The sequence below is a fragment of the Niveispirillum sp. BGYR6 genome (genome assembly GCF_027568365.1).
Taxonomy (GTDB): Bacteria; Pseudomonadota; Alphaproteobacteria; order Azospirillales; family Azospirillaceae; genus Niveispirillum.
This window is the reverse complement of sequence record NZ_JANLNL010000007.1, coordinates 65,449-81,493: the sequence shown is the minus strand read 5'-3', so window position 1 is coordinate 81,493 and position 16,045 is coordinate 65,449. Positions and strand designations below refer to the sequence as shown.

Sequence of the window (16,045 nt, the reverse complement as noted above, 5' to 3'; positions counted from 1 at the left end):
TAAAACTTTCACATTTGAAGGGGCAAGGTGCTGCTGATTTGTTGCCGACGCCGCCTCAGCCCACCGGCTCCACCACCACCCGGCCGGGGGCTGACTGGTGCCAGCGCACCTTGTACAGCCGACTGACGGCGTTCAGGAAGGCGATCAGGTCGCTGTTGCGGTAAACCCCGCTGACCTTTAACTCCGCCGCCCCTGGCAGTACCTGCACATCCACGGGCGAATAGCGGGCGAATTCGGCCAGGGCGGTGGCCAGGGGCGTGGCCTCGAACGCCACCTGCCCCTGCCGCCAGGCGAATTCACGGGTGGCGTCGCTGCTGGCCAGGGCCAGCTTGCCATCGGCCGCCAGATCAGCCCGCTGGCCGGGGGTCAGCCGGGTCAGCAGCCGGTCATCGGCCAGAAGGCGCAGATCGACCCCACCTTCCGCCAGGAAAACCCGCGTGCCCCCTTCCGAGTCACGCACGCTGAACCGCGTGCCGGTGGCCCGCACGGACAGGGTGTCATCGCGCACGGTGAAGGGGCGGAAATCGCCATGGGCGACGGTGAATTCCGCCTCCCCGCGCTGCAGACGCACATTGCGGCCCAGCCAGCCATATTCCACCGTCAGCACCGTATCGGTGTTCAACCGCAGAAGGCTGCCATCGGGCAGGGGGACTTCCACCATCTGGCCGATGGCAGAACGGTAGGTCTGTTGCGTGGCATAATTGGCGGGCGGGAAAATGCTGACCACCGCCAGTGCCGCCGCTGCCAGCGCCCCGGCACCGGCCAGCGCCATGGACCAGGGCCGCACCGGTCGGGCCGGCGGCCGGGTCGAGGGGCCGGCCAGCCGCAGGCCACGGGCGCGGCGGCGTTCAGCCTGGATCAGCGGATCATCGGCCAGATCGCCACTGGCGCGCCAGCCGCTTTCCACCAGATGCATGGCTTTACCATGGCGGGGATCGGCATAAAGCCAGCCGGTAAATTCATCCCAATCGGCATCACTGGCCTCCCCGCCCGTCAGGCGGGACAGCCAGGCTGCAGCATCGGCCAGCAGCCCGTCATCGCCATGGTGATGTCCGTCTCCAGAACTGACTGTCATGCCTGATCGGCCACCCGCCGGGCCAGATGAATCATCGCGCGCTCAATATGCCGCCCCACCGCCACGGTGGGGATGCCCAGGCGCGCTGCAATTTCCTTATGCGACATACCCTCGTAACGGGCAAGCACGAAGGATTGCCGGCAAACCGGGTCCAGTTCCAGCAGGGCCGCGCGCACGGCGGCCAGCCGCTGACGCCCGGCGGTGGCCGCTTCCGGCGATGTGGCGCCGCCATCGCAGACCTCAATCGCCTCGTCAAAGGCGACATGGCGGTCGCGCACCCGCGCCTTGTCACGCCGGAACCGGTCGATCCAGACGCTCGACGCCACACGCATCAGCATGTCGCGCCAATTGGCCACCCGCTGCCCATCCACCCGTGCCGCCAGCACCCGGCAATAGACATCCTGCACATGGTCATCCACCTCATCCGCCGCCTCAACGCGGCGGGCGAAATAGGCGCGCAGGGCAGCGCGGTGGTCGGCATGGTCCAGCGCCTGCGTGCCGGGGCGCGGCGGAAGCGGACGGTTTTTCAAAGGGGGCATGGCCGTCTCCGTTACCGGTCGGGTTGACCCAAGAAAGCGGGGCCGCCCCTATAGCACCGGTTCCGCGACAGTTTCGTGTAAGTTGGATGGCAGAGAGCCCGTCAGTAAACGTCGCGGCAATAACGCCGCTCGGCCGCCATATCGGCCAACATGTCGGCACCCAGCATCTGTTCCAGCACCGCGTGCACCCCGCCGGCCATGCCATCCAGGCTGCCGCAGACATAGAGGGCTGCCCCCTGTGCCACCCAGGCCCGCAGCTCCTCCGCCGCTGCGGCCAGCCGGTCCTGCACATAGCCGCCGCCATCGCGGGAAAAGGCCAGATCCAGGCGGGAGAGATGGCCCGCCGCCTGCCAGGCGGCCAGTTCATCACTGAAAAGGCTGTCATGGGCGCGGGTGCGCTCCCCGAACAGCAGCCAGTTGCGCCCATGCCCGGCCGCCGCCCGCGCCTTCAACTGCGCCCGCAGCCCGGCAATGCCGGTGCCATTGCCGATCAGGATCAGCGGCCTGTCATCGGTGGGCGGGTGGAAGGCGCTGTTGCGGCGCAGGCGCAAACGGACAGGCCCGCCCATCGCCGCGTGCTGCGTCAGCCAGCCGGAGCCCAGGCCCAGCCGCCCATCGGGGTCGATCACCTGCCGCACCACCAGTTCCAGCGCCCCATCGGCCGGCAGGGAGGCGATGGAATATTCCCGGTGCGGCAGTGGCTCCAGCCGTTCGCGGATCGCCGCCGGCGACAGGCCGCGCCAGCTTTCCGGCCTTTCCGGCAGGCGGGCAAAGGTCAGATCAGCTTCCATATCCGCCGGCAGGCCCAGGGTGGCCAGCAGGGCCGCCACCTGTGCCGGATCGTTCCCCGGCCCCACCTCCGCCACATCACCGGCCTGCCAGTCCGCCACAACATCGGCCGGCGGAGACAGGCGCAGGTGATGGACCGGACCGCCGGGGCTGCCGGGATTCAGGTGGCTGCGGGTTTCCAGTCGCCAGGACTGATAGGCCACAGGCGCCCAGTCTGCCGCCACCGCACCACCGGCCAGATGCGCCAACTGCCCCTGCCAGTGGCGCAAGGCGGCACCATCGCCATTATCCACCTCCACCCGGTCGAACAGGGGCACCGCCCCGCCATGGCGCAGCCAGCCATCCAGCGCATGGCCAAAGGCGCAATAATGGCGATAGGATCGGTCACCCAGCGCCAGCAGGCCATAATTCAGCCCCTGCAGGGCCGCCGGCTTGGCCATCACCTGGGCAACAAAGCGGGCGGCATTGTCCGGTGCATCGCCTTCGCCTGTGGTGCTGATGATGAACAGCACCTGCCCGGCCGCCGCCAATGCTGCCGCATCCAGCCCGCCCAGCGGGGTGGCCCAGGCGGCACGACCGGCCCCCTGCAGGGCGGCAACCGTGCGTTCGGCCAGCATTTCGGCAAAGCCGGTCTGGCTGGCATAGGCCACCAGCACCCCGCCCGCCGGCCCGGTTGCCGCGCGCTGGCGCCGGCGGTGGCGCCACCATGTCCAGCCGCAGAAACCGGCATAGGCCAGCAGCAGCGCGCCGGCCGCCAGCGGGCGCGCCGTGGCGGGGGACAGCAGCAACAGCGCCTCAGACATCATCCTCATCCAGCATGGCGGCCAGGGCCGGGCTGAACCGCTCCACAATCCCGCCGCCGTCACGCAGCAGGAACAGGGCGGCCAGCCCCTGCCGGGTGGCCAGTTCCATCCCCTGTTCCGGTCCCAGCACGCCCAGGGCCGTGGCCCAGACATCAGCCAGCATACATTCCGGATGCAAAACAGTCACCGCCGCCAGCCGATCCGGCACCGGGTAACCGCTGCGCGGGTCGATGGTGTGGGACAGGCGGCGCCCATCCTGGCTGATGAAGCGCCGGCTGTCGCCGCTGGTGGCGATGGAAAGCCCGTGCAACGCCACCTTGGTTTCCACGCCCCCCATCACGCCATCCAGCGTGCAGGCCCGTTCCAGCCCCACCCACCAGGGGGTGGCATCGGGTTTGATGCCCCAGCCGCGCAACTCCCCGCCAATATCCACCAGAAAACTGCGGATACCGCGTGCCGTCATGGCGGCCGCCACCTTATCCACGGCAAAGCCCTTGGCGATGGCCGACAAATCCAGATGCAGCCCGCCGGGTTGATAGAGCCGGATTTCATTCCGGTTCAGCAACAACCTTTGCCAGCCGCAGCTTTCCCGCGTGCGGGCAATGCTGGCAGCATCGGGAATCGCCGCCGGCCCGGCCGGCCCGAAACCCCAGAGATCCACCAGCGGGCCGATGGTCGGGTCATAGGCGCCGCCGCTGGCCGCCGCCACATCCAGCGCGCAGCCGATCACCTGGGCCATATCAGCCGGCAGATCATGCCAAGTGCCCGGCTCTGCTTGATTGTACCGGGTTAGCAACGAATCCTTTTCCCAGTTGCTCATCTGCTGGATGACCCCATCCAGGATGGCCATCACCTGCATGCGCAGGGCCACCGGGTCGGGGGCGGCGGGCTGGATCAGGCGCAGCGCCCAATAGGTGCCCATGGTCTGCCCCTGCAGGGTCACCATGGGCGTACCGGGCGGCGGCAAGGCCGCCTCCGGCGCATCAAGCGGAAGGATCAGGCGCAGCATCGGAACCGGACAAGCGGGACAAGGGAGGAAAAACGGGGGCGCCAGGGCATGGCGCCCCCTGCCCGTTACTGGGCCAGCACTTCCAGCGTGGTGTTATAGCTGGCGCGGCGCTTGGCCGCCTGCTTGACGGAGGTTTTGTTATCCTCCAGATCGGCTTCCAGCCAGTACATGCCGGGGGCCGGCCATTTCACCGTCAGCTTGCCGTCCTTGTCGGTCTTCAGCTTCATCTCGCCCAGCTCATTGCGATAACGAATGCCGCCGGGGATGATGGAGACTTCCAGGTCAGGGGCCGGCTTGCCATCCAGCACGAACTGGAAAACGGCATTCTCCCCGGCGAACAGGTCGTTCGGGTGGGTCACCGGCACCAGTTCCAGCCCCTTGCCCGTCGGCTTCAGCACCGTATCGGTCGGCTTGCCGGCGGTGGCGAAGAATTCCATGCGGCGGAAATTCTCCGTCACCTGCAGCTTTTCGGCATTGGCCGGCACTTCCTTGGCGAAAGTCTCGGCCGTGCCGCGCCAGCGCTTGCGCTGACCGCCTTCTTCCCAGGATGCCATCAGGCCACCGCTGGCCATCGCCACCTTATAGGTGCCGGGCTTGTCCAGATGCACATCAAAGGTGGAGCGGTATTTGCCGGTGGCCTGGTTCTCCGCCTTGCCCTCCCCCCCATCGGGGGTGATGACCTGCAGCCCGTCCAGGCGCAGCGGCACATGTTCGAAGTAGAACAGATCGTTGGAAACGGCGGCATCCACCGTGATCCACGGGTCTTGGCCCGACAGCACGGTGGCCGATGGCAGCATCCAGGTGCGGTGGGCGGCGGCAGGCAGGGCCATGCCAGCAATCAGGGCGATGGCAATGCCGGTGCGGGCGAGCAGCGATTTCATGGTTTGTGACCCTTTCCAGAGGCAGAAAAATCAGGGCTTGATGGCAAGTGCGATGGTGCCCAGCTCACTGCTGCCCTTCACCGATTGTGAAACGGCTGCCTTGGCGGGCCATTCGAAGGGAATGCGCAGCAATTCGCGGCCGCCCACTTCGCGCGCCGCCTCCACCACCAGGGCATAGGCACCGGGCTTCAGCCCCGCCAGCGGGCCCTTGGCCGTATCAAAGCTCAGCTTATGTTCGCCCACTGGCAGGGTGGGACCGGAGACGCCATCCATGGGGAAAGTCTGGTCGCGGCCCGACCGGCGCCACCATTGGCGCATGTCCTTCAGCCATTTGGTGCCTTCATTGTCGCGCTTCTGCACATCGTAGCGGACAGTCAGATTGGCGATGGCCTGATCATTCTGTTCCACCCAGACGGCCAGATAGGGACGGTGATATTCGGCCACGTCCAGGCGGGGGATTTCCACCGTCACCGCCATTTCCCCCGCCATGGCGGGGGTGGCGACCAGACCGGTCAGGGTGACGCTCAACAACTTGCGCATCGGTTTCCTCGTCAATGACTGAATAGATAAGCAACTCAATGGATCAACAGGATCATCAGCAGCAGCGGTGCCACCAGCCCCAGCCCCACCAAAGGCCAGGTGGTGGGGCGGTTGCGGGCGTGCATCTGCAACAGGAACAGACCGGTCAGGCAGAAGACCAGACAGGCACCGGCAGCGATATCGATGAACCAGGCCCAGGCGGCCCCGGTATTGCGGCCCTTATGCAGATCGTTGAAATAAGAGACCCAGCCGCGATCGGTAACCTCGTGCAGCACCGCCCCGCTTTCCCGGTCGATCGACAGCCAGGCATCACCACCGGGGCGCGGCAGGGAAATGTAAAGCTCCTCCGCCGACCATTCCACCGGCCGGTCGGCCACCGTCACGCCCAGCGTCTCGGCAATCCAGTCCGCCACGGCGGCCGGCACCGGCGGGGCGGGCTTGGCCGTATCATTCACCGCCGCCAGGGCGGGGCGCAGCGCTTCGGGCAGGCTGGTGCGCTGTTCGGTCACCACCGGCTTGGCCTCAATGGCGCCGGCATGGTTCAAGGTGATGCCGGTAATGGCGAATCCCAGCATGGCGATCAGGCACAGGGCCGAACTGACCCAGTGCCATTGATGCAGATGTTTCAGCCAAAAGGCGCGGCGCGACTGCGCCGCCACATCGCTGGCCACTTTCCCTTTCCCAATCGCCCCCGCCATCGCCATCCACAAGCAGCAACCCATCATCGGCGCAGATATGAAGCACGGATGCGAATAAGTCGCAATGAAATTAACACAGGGGCGATGGCGGTTTTGGGGTAAAGTCCCGCAGCTTTTTGCCTGAAATTTCCAGGGCAGCCCTGGCCGGCCTCTTGTCGCGGAAGTTGCCTAACCCTCAGCATAGAAAGCCAGGAGCCGCACGATGGCCTATCATCCTGTCAGAATGTGTTGGCCGGAAAGTTTCTTTTGGCAACACCCTCATCTCATTGTTTACGGGAAACCCAGGTCTTGCTGAACCCTTGGTATCAAATCCAGGACGAAGGGTCCGTCCGGGCGGCGCAATCGGTCGCCTTTGTTCAGCAATTGCCGATGATCATTGCGGGCAACCTGTTCGGCGCCTGGATCGGCGCCCTGCTTCTGGCCGAACAGTTCTCGGTGTGGGAGCTGCTGCCGCTGACCCTGGGCGTACCCCTGCTGTTGAGCCCGGCGATGATGGGCGTCATCCGGGCGCGGCGGCGGACAGCGCCGCTGACCGTCTCTCGCCAGCGGATCGGGCGCATCATCCGGGCGTCTTCCATGCTGGGGCTGGTCTGGTGCGGGCTGATGTTCTATTACCTGCCCCGCACCACGCCCGATATCCGTTTCCTGCTGATGGGCGGCTGCACCTTCCTGGCGGTGGGGGCCAATGCGGCCCTGTCCACCGTGCCGCAGGCCTGTCTGGCCTATGCCATGCCGATGAATCTGGCCGCCATCATGGTGGCCATCCTCGTCCCCCATCCCGACCGGGTGGGGGTGGTGCTGCTGATGGGGTTGATGACGGCGGGGCAGCTGGCTTTCCTGCGCGGCAACTGGCAGGGTTTCCTGGCGCTGCGCCATCATGAAAGACGGTTGGCAACAGCACAGAAGGTGGCGCAGCTGGGCTGGTGGGTCAGCGACCCCACCACCGGCCATCATGAATTTTCCAGCAATCTACCGGCCCTGATCGGGCTGCCGGCCGATACGCCATTGACGCGGGACTCGCTGTTGCCAACCCTGCGGGCATTCACCCCGGTGGCGGGGACAGAGGGGGCGGATGCCAGCAGCAGCCACCCGGTGCAGCGGCCCGATGGCACGCTGGCCTGGATCCGCCGTGATACCGCCCTGCTCGCCGGGCCGCAGGGCGGGGGTGACTGGGTGATGACCACTTTCCAGGATGTCACCAGCCTGGAAGAGGCGCGCGGCATGGCCCAGGCGCGCGAAGCCATGCTGGGCACTGTGCTGGAAACGGTCGATCAGGGCATCATCGCCGTGGATAGCGACCTGAAGGTGCTGGCCTTCAACCGCAGCCTGGAGGGGATTCTGGGTCTGCCGCCCGGTCTCTGCCATATCGGGACATCCATGGCCGAGCTGATCCGCTGGAACGCGCTGAATGGTGAATATGGCCCGCTGGAGGATGTGGAGGCGGCCGTGGCCCAGCGCATCGGCCGCATCAAGCCGGGCGAACCGCACAAGTTCGAGCGTACCCGCCCCAATGGCCGGGTGCTGGAGGTGCATGGCAACCCGATGCCGGGCGGCGGCTTCGTCACCACTTACACCGACATTACCGCGTCCCGCCAGCGGGAGGCGGAACTGACGCGGCTGGCCCAAGCCTTGACCGACGCCAAGACGGCAGCAGAAGCGGCCAGCCGCGCCAAATCCGAATTCCTGGCCAATATGAGCCACGAAATCCGCACGCCGATGAATGCCGTGATCGGCATGAGCTATCTGGCCCTGCGCACCGACCTGCCGCCCAAGGCGCGCGATTATCTGCGCAAGATCGAATCCTCGGGCAAGGCGCTGCTGGGCATCATCAACAGCGTGCTGGACCTGTCGAAGATCGAGGCCGGCAAGGTCACCATCGAACAGGTGGAATTCCCGCTGGAGGAGATGCTGGACGGCATCGCCGCCATCCATGCCGAGGATGCGCGGCGCAAGGGCCTGCGCTTCCAGCTGCGCGCCGCGCCGGAACAGCCGCGCGTGCTGATCGGCGATCCGCTGCGCCTGACCCAGGTGGTGAATAATCTGGTGGCCAATGCCATCAAATTCACCACCATCGGGCATGTCAGCGTCAATACCCATACAGAAATGGTGGAAACCGACCGGCTGACCCTGGTGATTGAGGTTTCCGACAGCGGTATCGGCATGACCGAAGAACAGATATCGCGCCTGTTCGTCAGTTTCAGCCAGGGGGACACCTCTACCACCCGCAAATATGGCGGTACCGGGCTGGGTCTGGCGATCAGCCGGCAATTGCTGGAGTTGATGGGCGGCAAGGTGGAAGTGCGCAGCACACCCGGCCTGGGCAGCCTGTTCCGGCTGCGCGTGCCGCTGCGCTGGCGCCCGGTCAAGCCGGGCGACACGGCCCGCGGCATGGTGGATCTGTTCGGCCGCCGCGCCCTGATCGTGGATGACAGCGCCGTGGCAGTGGAGGTGCTGGCCGACATGCTGGAACAGCACGGCATCCAGGTCACCGGCGTGCGGTCGGGGGATGAGGCGCTGTCGCTGCTGGCTCGGGCGCGGGAAGAGGGGCAGCCCTTCGATCTGGTGCTGATCGACTGGCGGATGCCCGGCATGGACGGACTGACCCTGTGCCAGCGCATCCATGACCTGCCCGGCGGGGAGCCGGAACCGATCCTGATGGTCACCGCCTATGATGTGGATGAACTGTCGGGACAATTGGCGCAATTGCCCATCTGCCGCGTACTGGCCAAACCGGTGACACCTGCCGATATGCGCGATGCCCTGCATCAGGCCTTCGCCACCAGCATCCAGATACCGGATGGAAGCGATCCGGGCGACAGCCTGGACGGGGTGCGCGGTGCCGATATCCTGCTGGTGGAGGATAATCCGCTGAACCAGCAGGTGGCGATGGATCTGCTGGCCCGCTGGGACATGCGGGTCAGTCTGGCGGAAGATGGGGCTCAGGCCGTGGCCATGGTGGCCCGCCATCGCTTCGATCTGGTGCTGATGGATGTGCAGATGCCGGGCATGGATGGCTATGCCGCCACCCGCGCCATCCGCGCCAACCCGGCCAATGCCCAGCTGCCCATCCTGGCCATGACGGCCCATGCGCTGGACAGCGACCGGCAGCGCTGCCGCGATGCCGGCATGAATGACCATGTCACCAAGCCGGTGATTCTGGAAGATCTTGCGGCGGCCCTGCGGCGCTGGTTGCCACAGCGTGCCGCCGAACAGCTCGGGGAGCGGCCGGCAACAGCGACGGTGACGGCGGATATGCAGCGGCTGGATGCCTTGCGGGGGCTGCTGGATATTGAGGATGCGCTGGCGCGGGCCGGTGACGACGCCACCCTGCTGACCAGCCTGATCACCAGCTTCACCCACCAGCTGGACAGCCTTCTCCCCGCCCTGCATGACGCCCTGGCGCTGCCGGACAGTCAGGCGGTTGGCCGCCTGCTGCATATGCTGGCCGGCACGGCCGCCACCATCGGGGCCGCCGATCTGGGCCGCCGCGCCGCCACCGCCAATCAGGCTCTGCGGGAAGAAAAGCCGATCTGGCAGGCCATGGCGGCGGAGATCAGCGAAAGGCTGGCCGCCCTGCATCAGGCCCTGAAAGGCTGGTCCGATCCGCCAGCCCTGCCACCGCCACCTCCCGCAGCCCCCCCCTGCCCCGTGGCCAAGGAAGCGCCCCGGCATCTGCTGGTGGTGGATGACAGCGAGCTGAACCTGGCCCTGATCGCCAGCCTGCTGCGCCGCCAGGGCTTCCACGTCACCACCGCTGCATCAGGGGAAACCGCCCTGGAAGCGGTGGCGGGCGCGCCGTTTGATGCTGTGCTGATGGATGTGCAGATGCCCGGTATGGACGGGCTGGAAACCACACGCCGGATCAGGGCACTGGCCGGTCCGGCCGCACGTGTGCGCGTCATCGCCGTGACGGCCCAGCAGAAGGAACAGGTCTGGCCCGATCTGGTGGCTGCCGGCATGGATGGCTTCATCCCCAAGCCCTTCACGCCCGACAGCCTGCGCGAGGCCGTGGAGGCTGCCTTGGCAGCAGGTGAGCCGGGCTGAAACGGTGTTGCCAACAATGCTGAAAAGAAAAAGCCCGTCGGATGATACCGGCGGGCCTTTAGTTTTCAGGACAGAGAGGGTCGGGGGACACTAAGCCCTCCCCCATGGGCATCTGGACAGGGGCAAAGCCCCGAAGATGAGAGACAAGCCCGAACCGATCATCCGGTCTTGATGATGTAAGAATAGGTGCATTCGGCCGTTAACGCTTTGCGCTAGATCAAGTACCGACAGCTTTTTTCATTTATGGTTGCGGCGGGCTGTCGCAGCGAATGCAAGATTACGCATAGAAAAACCCCCGCGCAGCGAATGCGCGGGGGTTCAGGGTACCGTTCAGGCCGGCAAATACTTACTGACCACCACCCAGGGCGTGCACATAAGTGGCCAGCACCTTCACCGTGGCCGGGTCCAGGCGCTCGCTCCAGGCCGGCATGGAACCACGGCGGGCATAGGTGATGGTCTCAACCACCGTCTTGCGGTCGCCACCATAGAGCCAGATGCCATCCGACAGGCGGGGGGCGCCCATCTCATGCATCCCCTCGCCCTTCTCGCCATGGCAGGCGGCGCAGTTTTCAGCGAAAACCGTGGCGCCGCGTTCCAGAACGGCCGGGTCGGCCGCCGTGCCGGAGAGCGACAGCACATAATCCGCCACATCGCCGATCTGTTCCTTGGTCAGCAGACCATCGGCCCCGAAGCGCGGCATGTCAGAGACACGGCTGTTCTCGTTGGCATTGCGGATGCCATAGGTGATGGTCTGCAGGATGTCTTCCGGCTTGCCACCCCAGATCCAGTCGTCATCGGCCAGGGTGGGGAAACCGACGGCCCCCGCACCACCGGCACCATGGCAACCGGCGCAATTATCGGCAAAAGCCACACGACCGGCCGCCTGGACATAGCCCATCAGGGCCGGATCCTTGCGGATTTCTTCAATCGGGGTGGCCACGATCTTGGCGCGGGTGTCCGCCTGCGCCGCCTTCTGGGCTGCCAGCGTTTCCGCCAGCTCACCCCGGCGGCTCCAGCCCGACGTGCCGCTGAAATGGTTGTTCAGGGTGGGCCAGGACGGGTACAGCACCGTATAGGCAATGCCCCAGACGATGCAGAAATAGAAGGTATAGAGCCACCATTTCGGCAGCGGCGTGTTCAGTTCCTTGATGCCGTCCCACTCATGGCCGGTTGTATCCTGGCCGGTGGTGGCATCCTTTTCGATCTTGGTCGGCATGATGGATCACCTTTAACGGCGGGTCGGGTGGGGGGCAGGGCCCCCCAGGTCATTATCTTCCAGCGGGATGCGGGCCTGGGCATCGAAGCGGGGCTTGGAGCCCGGCCGGAACGCCCAGAAGCAGATACCGAGGAACAGCACCAGGAACCAGACCAGCCAGAGCTGTTTCAGCAGGGGGAGGAGTTCAAGCATGGTGCCCTCTCCTTACTGCTGCACATCTTCGGGGTTGATGCGGGTGAAATCGACCAGGGTGCCCAGCATCTGCAGATAGGCCACCAGGGCGTCCATCTCGGTCACTTCCTCCGGCTTGCCGTCGAAGTCACCCAGACGGGCCTTGGGATAGCGGGCCAGCAGACCGGCCGTATCCGCATCCGGCAGGGCGCCGGCCTGGAGACGCACATCCTTCACCGCCTCTGCCACCATCTCGTCCGTATAGGGGACGCCGGCGATGCGCAGGGTCTTCAGGTGATCGGCGTAATCCTCGAACTTCAGCGGCCGGTTCAGGAACTGGTAGGTGGGCATGATCGATTCCGGCACCAGGGCGCGCGGATCGTTCAGGTGGGCCACATGCCAGGCGTTGGAGTACTTGCCGCCAACGCGGGCCAGGTCCGGACCCGTGCGCTTGGAGCCCCACTGGAACGGGTGGTCATACATGCTTTCAGCCGCCAGGCTGTAATGGCCATACCGCTCCACCTCGTCCTTGAAGGTGCGGATCTGCTGGCTGTGGCAGAGATAGCAGCCTTCACGGATATAGATGTTGCGCCCCGCCAGCTCCAGCGGGCTGTAGGGGCGAACCCCGTCAACCCGCTCGATCGTGCTTTCGATGGTGAACAGCGGCACGATCTGCACCAGACCGCCGATGGACACGGTGAGCAAGGACAGCACCGCCAGCAGCAGGACGTTCTTTTCAATGATCGCGTGGGAGAACTTCATGATGGGCCCCCTCCTTACTCGGCGGCCACGGCAGCAACGGCCGACTTCGGCTCATTGCTTTCGGCGCTGCGGATGGTGCGGAACATGTTGTAGGCCATGAAGAGGGCACCGGTCAGGAACAGCAGCCCACCCGTGCCACGGATGACATAGTAGGGGTGCATGGCCGCGACCGTTTCCACGAACGAGTATTGCAGGAAGCCATACTCGTCATAGGCGCGCCACATCAGGCCCTGCATGATGCCGCTGACCCACATGGCGGTGATGTAGAAGACGATGCCGATGGTGGCCGTCCAGAAGTGCCATTCCACCAAAGCCTTGGAATAGAGCCCCTTCTTGTTCCACAGCACCGGAACCAGATAATACATCATGCCAAAGCAGATGAAGGCGACCCAGCCCAGCGCACCGGAGTGCACATGGCCGATGGTCCAGTCGGTATAATGCGACAGGCCGTTGACCGCCTTGACCGACATGACCGGGCCTTCAAAGGTGCTCATGCCATAGAAGCCGACGGCGGTGACGGAGAAGCGCAGGCCCGGATCGGTGCGCAGCTTATCCCAGGCACCCGACAGGGTCATGATGCCGTTGATCATGCCGCCCCAGCTGGGCATCCACAGCACGACCGAGAAAACCATGCCCAGCGTCTGCGTCCAGTCCGGCAAGGCCGTGTAGTGCAGATGGTGCGGGCCGGCCCAGATATAGAGGAAGATCAGCGCCCAGAAGTGCACGATGGACAGGCGATAGCTGTAAACCGGACGCTGCGCCGCCTTGGGGATGAAATAGTACATCATGCCCAGGAAGCCGGCGGTCAGGAAGAAGCCCACCGCATTGTGGCCATACCACCACTGGATCATCGCATCCTGTACACCGGCCCAGACGATATAGGACTTGGTGCCAGTGAAGCTGACCGGGATGGAGACATTATTCACGATGTGCAGCATGGCAATCGTGATGATGAAGGCCAGATAGAACCAGTTGGCCACATAGATATGCGGCTCACGGCGCTTGAACAGCGTACCGGCAAAGGCGATCAGATAGGCCACCCAGACGATGGTCAGCCACAGATCGACATACCATTCCGGCTCGGCATATTCCTTGCCCTGGGTGATGCCCAGCAGATAGCCGGTGGCGGCCATCACGATGAACAACTGGTAGCCCAGGAAGACGAACCAGCCCAGATAGGCGCCGCCGAACAGCGGTGCGCGGCAGGTGCGCTGCACGACATACAGCGACGAGCCGATCAGCGCGCTGCCGCCGAAGGCGAAAATAGCGGCCGATGTGTGCAGCGGTCGCAGACGGCCGAAGGTGGTCCATTCCAGGCCCAGATTCAGCGACGGAAAAGCCAATTGAAAGGCGATATAGACACCGGCGGCGAAAGCCGCGATGCCCCAGAACATGGCGGCGACCATGAAGGCCCGGACCACATCCTCGTGATAGGATTCTGTGACCACGGGCCTCACGCCCACCATCCCCTGCGCCCCGATGGCGCTTGCTACACCCATGACGACCCCCGGTATCGACGTAATGATTGCTCGGGCGCGGACGTTGACACCGCCCGCAATATCGCCTTCATGCGCTGATCCGGGGTAACCCGCATTGACATGCATCAAGGTGCCGGCTGGCGCTTTCTGGGCTGGTCTCAAACGGCTTGCTGTGCCAGATATCCAGGGTGCGGATGGGCATCATTGTTCGGATAATCCGAATTGTCTTATCGTAAATGCCCTCTTTATTCAGCGCCCTCTCCGGCCCATGTTGCAACGCACAGTGCCGGGAACAGCGTTTCCGACGCTGCTTTCAGCCTTTGGAGGGGAAGAATCGCCGGAATTCGTATCAAATCGCAGGATTTTGCTGAAAAATCATTCCCCCTGCGACGGCCATCACAGCGCCATCACGGCAACGCGGCATAAGGTGATGTTGGCGCGGTCCAACAACCCCCGGATCGACCACCCCCAAACAGCATGATCCGCGGCGGATTCGGCAGGTGAAGGCCGGTCCGTCAACCGACCCTGCTGCCCGAACGACCGATACTTCTTTCAATTCCGTCGCGGTGCCGTGGCGGAAACCGCCCTTGTGCGGCCTATCGCAGGAGCCAAGACATGACGAGCAAGCGCAACAAGCTGGCCTATTTTCTGGCAGCGGGTGCCACAGTCGCCGCCATCGGCGGAACCGCCATCTTCCAGGGTGGCCCCTCTCTCCCCAAAGCCCAAGCCGCGACCGCCGCCGCACCGGCGGCGGTCGCGGTGGATGTCGCCCCCGTGGTGGCCCGCAAGGTGGTGGACTGGCAAAGCTATTCCGGCCGGCTGGAAGCGGTGGAGCGGGTGGATATCCGCCCCCGCGTGACCGGTACCATCACCCAGGTGCATTTCAGGAATGGCGCCCTGGTGGCCCAGGGCGACGTGCTGTTCACCATCGATCCCGAGCCATACAAGGCCGAGGTGGCGCGGGTGGAAGCCCAGCTTGCCGCCGCCCAGGCCCGCCAGCGCTATGCCGATGCCGAGCTTGCCCGGGCCGGCCGACTGGTGGCCGACAGCACCATCACCCGCCGCACCCTGGATGAGCGGGAAAACAATGCAAGTGAGGCCGCCGCCGCCGTCCGCGCGGCACAGGCGGAGTTGCGCACGGCGCGGCTGAACCTCTCCTATACCCAGGTGACGGCCCCAATTGCCGGCCGTGTTTCCCGTGCGGAAATCACCGCCGGCAATGTCGTGGCCGCCGGGGCCGGTGGGGTGGCGCTGACCAGCATCGTGTCGGTTTCCCCCATCTATGCCGCCTTTGACGTGGATGAGCAGACCTATCTGCGCCACATCGCCTCGGTGAAGGATGACAGGGGCGTGCCGGTGCGGCTGGGTCTGGCCAACGAGGCCGAGTATTCCCGCGACGGCGTGATCGAACATGTCGATAACCGGCTGGATGCCGTCTCCGGCACCATCCGGGTGCGGGCTTCCTTTGACAACAAGGATGGCTTGCTGGTGCCCGGCCTGTTCGCCCGCATCCAGGTGGGCGGGTCGGAGCCGGAACCGGCGGTGATGGTGGATGAACGCGCCATCGGCACCGATCAGGACAAGAAATTCGTGCTGGTGGTGGGAACGGACAACAAGGTCGAATACCGCCCGATCAGCCTGGGCAGCCGCCAGGAAGGCCTGCGCATCGTCACCAAGGGTCTGGCACCGGGTGAACGGATCGTCGTCAACGGCATCCAGCGCGCCCGGCCGGGGGATATGGTGCAGCCCAACATGGTGGCGATGGAAAAACCCGCCACCCAGGCGGCCGATGCCGGCAAGGGTGAAGGGGGGAGGCGGGGGGATTTGTGAGGGGGGGGCCTTTTCATGTCGGTGACAAGCCGGTGAGACGACGCCAACCATTTTGGGATCGATAAGCGCTTCTTCCACCGTCACCCCGGCGAAGGCCGGGGTCCAGAGGCCACAAGCGCTTTGCTCTACGAAACTGGACCCCGGCCGCAGCATGGGTGACGGTAAGTGAGAGAGGCCTCTTCCCACAAAAGACGACCAATCCCCCGCCCG

The 16,045-nt window shown here is 65.1% G+C and carries 13 protein-coding genes; 2 read left to right on the top strand and 11 right to left on the bottom strand.

The window, feature by feature from the left end:
• Window positions 1-55: 55 nt before the first annotated feature.
• The 7 genes from PCJ49_RS15530 to PCJ49_RS15500 form a co-directional block, all read right to left on the bottom strand.
• Entirely contained in the window at window positions 56-1,075 is a 1,020-nt protein-coding gene (locus PCJ49_RS15530) for a FecR domain-containing protein (RefSeq protein ID WP_269911720.1), read from the bottom strand.
• On the bottom strand, window positions 1,072-1,614 hold the full coding sequence (locus PCJ49_RS15525; protein ID WP_269911719.1) for an RNA polymerase sigma factor: 543 nt from the start codon (window positions 1,612-1,614) through the stop codon (window positions 1,072-1,074). The genes PCJ49_RS15530 and PCJ49_RS15525 overlap by 4 nt, the downstream gene beginning before the upstream one ends.
• A 101-nt stretch (window positions 1,615-1,715) precedes the next feature.
• Complete coding sequence (locus PCJ49_RS15520) at window positions 1,716-3,215, bottom strand: sulfite reductase subunit alpha (RefSeq protein WP_269911718.1); 1,500 nt, start codon at window positions 3,213-3,215, stop codon at window positions 1,716-1,718.
• On the bottom strand, window positions 3,199-4,215 hold the full coding sequence (locus tag PCJ49_RS15515; RefSeq protein WP_269911717.1) for an FAD:protein FMN transferase: 1,017 nt from the start codon (window positions 4,213-4,215) through the stop codon (window positions 3,199-3,201). Before PCJ49_RS15515 ends, PCJ49_RS15520 begins: the two co-directional genes overlap by 17 nt.
• Window positions 4,216-4,280: 65 nt before the next feature.
• Complete coding sequence (locus tag PCJ49_RS15510) at window positions 4,281-5,096, bottom strand: DUF4198 domain-containing protein (protein ID WP_269911716.1); 816 nt, start codon at window positions 5,094-5,096, stop codon at window positions 4,281-4,283.
• Window positions 5,097-5,126: 30 nt separating this feature from the next.
• The gene (locus PCJ49_RS15505; protein WP_269911715.1) at window positions 5,127-5,636 is read right to left on the bottom strand and encodes a DUF2271 domain-containing protein; all 510 of its coding nucleotides are present in this window, start codon (window positions 5,634-5,636) and stop codon (window positions 5,127-5,129) included.
• A gap of 35 nt (window positions 5,637-5,671) precedes the next feature.
• Window positions 5,672-6,307 (bottom strand): PepSY-associated TM helix domain-containing protein, encoded by a 636-nt coding sequence (locus PCJ49_RS15500; protein WP_269911714.1) that lies wholly within the window; start codon window positions 6,305-6,307, stop codon window positions 5,672-5,674.
• 315 nt (window positions 6,308-6,622) lie between these two features.
• Here PCJ49_RS15500 and PCJ49_RS15495 point away from each other — a divergent pair, with 315 nt between their 5' ends.
• Window positions 6,623-10,378: a response regulator gene (locus PCJ49_RS15495; RefSeq protein ID WP_269911713.1), complete on the top strand. Its 3,756-nt coding sequence runs from the start codon at window positions 6,623-6,625 to the stop codon at window positions 10,376-10,378.
• A 346-nt stretch (window positions 10,379-10,724) separates the two neighbouring features.
• On the opposite strand, the gene ccoP is transcribed toward PCJ49_RS15495, so the two are convergent.
• Genes ccoP through ccoN form a run of 4 tightly spaced genes read right to left on the bottom strand, consistent with a single transcriptional unit; the run spans window position 10,725 to window position 13,993 of the window.
• Window positions 10,725-11,594 carry a cytochrome-c oxidase, cbb3-type subunit III gene (gene ccoP, locus PCJ49_RS15490; protein ID WP_269911712.1) on the bottom strand — a complete coding sequence of 290 codons (870 nt, stop codon included), beginning with the start codon at window positions 11,592-11,594 and terminating at the stop codon, window positions 10,725-10,727.
• Window positions 11,595-11,606: 12 nt separating this feature from the next.
• The gene (locus PCJ49_RS15485; protein WP_269911711.1) at window positions 11,607-11,786 is read right to left on the bottom strand and encodes a cbb3-type cytochrome c oxidase subunit 3; all 180 of its coding nucleotides are present in this window, start codon (window positions 11,784-11,786) and stop codon (window positions 11,607-11,609) included.
• A 12-nt stretch (window positions 11,787-11,798) separates the two neighbouring features.
• Window positions 11,799-12,527: a cytochrome-c oxidase, cbb3-type subunit II gene (ccoO, locus tag PCJ49_RS15480; RefSeq protein WP_089288205.1), complete on the bottom strand. Its 729-nt coding sequence runs from the start codon at window positions 12,525-12,527 to the stop codon at window positions 11,799-11,801.
• A 14-nt stretch (window positions 12,528-12,541) separates the two neighbouring features.
• Window positions 12,542-13,993 carry a cytochrome-c oxidase, cbb3-type subunit I gene (gene ccoN / locus PCJ49_RS15475; RefSeq protein ID WP_269911876.1) on the bottom strand — a complete coding sequence of 484 codons (1,452 nt, stop codon included), beginning with the start codon at window positions 13,991-13,993 and terminating at the stop codon, window positions 12,542-12,544.
• 627 nt (window positions 13,994-14,620) lie between these two features.
• On the opposite strand from ccoN, the gene PCJ49_RS15470 reads away from it, so the two are divergent.
• Window positions 14,621-15,835, top strand: coding sequence for an efflux RND transporter periplasmic adaptor subunit (locus PCJ49_RS15470; RefSeq protein ID WP_269911710.1), 1,215 nt, complete (start codon window positions 14,621-14,623; stop codon window positions 15,833-15,835).
• The last annotated feature ends 210 nt before the right edge of the window (window positions 15,836-16,045 follow it).

Bases quoted from the DNA above. Each gene is read 5' to 3' on its own strand.
- PCJ49_RS15515 (WP_269911717.1), bottom strand. From the start codon at position 4,215: ATGCTGCGCCTGATCCTTCCGCTTGATGCGCCGGAGGCGGCCTTGCCG.
- PCJ49_RS15530 (WP_269911720.1), bottom strand. From the start codon at position 1,075: ATGACAGTCAGTTCTGGAGACGGACATCACCATGGCGATGACGGGCTG.
- ccoO (WP_089288205.1), bottom strand. From the start codon at position 12,527: ATGAAGTTCTCCCACGCGATCATTGAAAAGAACGTCCTGCTGCTGGCG.
- PCJ49_RS15485 (WP_269911711.1), bottom strand. From the start codon at position 11,786: ATGCTTGAACTCCTCCCCCTGCTGAAACAGCTCTGGCTGGTCTGGTTC.
- PCJ49_RS15505 (WP_269911715.1), bottom strand. From the start codon at position 5,636: ATGCGCAAGTTGTTGAGCGTCACCCTGACCGGTCTGGTCGCCACCCCC.
- ccoN (WP_269911876.1), bottom strand. From the start codon at position 13,993: ATGGTGGGCGTGAGGCCCGTGGTCACAGAATCCTATCACGAGGATGTG.
- PCJ49_RS15470 (WP_269911710.1), top strand. From the start codon at position 14,621: ATGACGAGCAAGCGCAACAAGCTGGCCTATTTTCTGGCAGCGGGTGCC.
- ccoP (WP_269911712.1), bottom strand. From the start codon at position 11,594: ATGCCGACCAAGATCGAAAAGGATGCCACCACCGGCCAGGATACAACC.
- PCJ49_RS15525 (WP_269911719.1), bottom strand. From the start codon at position 1,614: ATGCCCCCTTTGAAAAACCGTCCGCTTCCGCCGCGCCCCGGCACGCAG.
- PCJ49_RS15520 (WP_269911718.1), bottom strand. From the start codon at position 3,215: ATGAGGATGATGTCTGAGGCGCTGTTGCTGCTGTCCCCCGCCACGGCG.
- PCJ49_RS15510 (WP_269911716.1), bottom strand. From the start codon at position 5,096: ATGAAATCGCTGCTCGCCCGCACCGGCATTGCCATCGCCCTGATTGCT.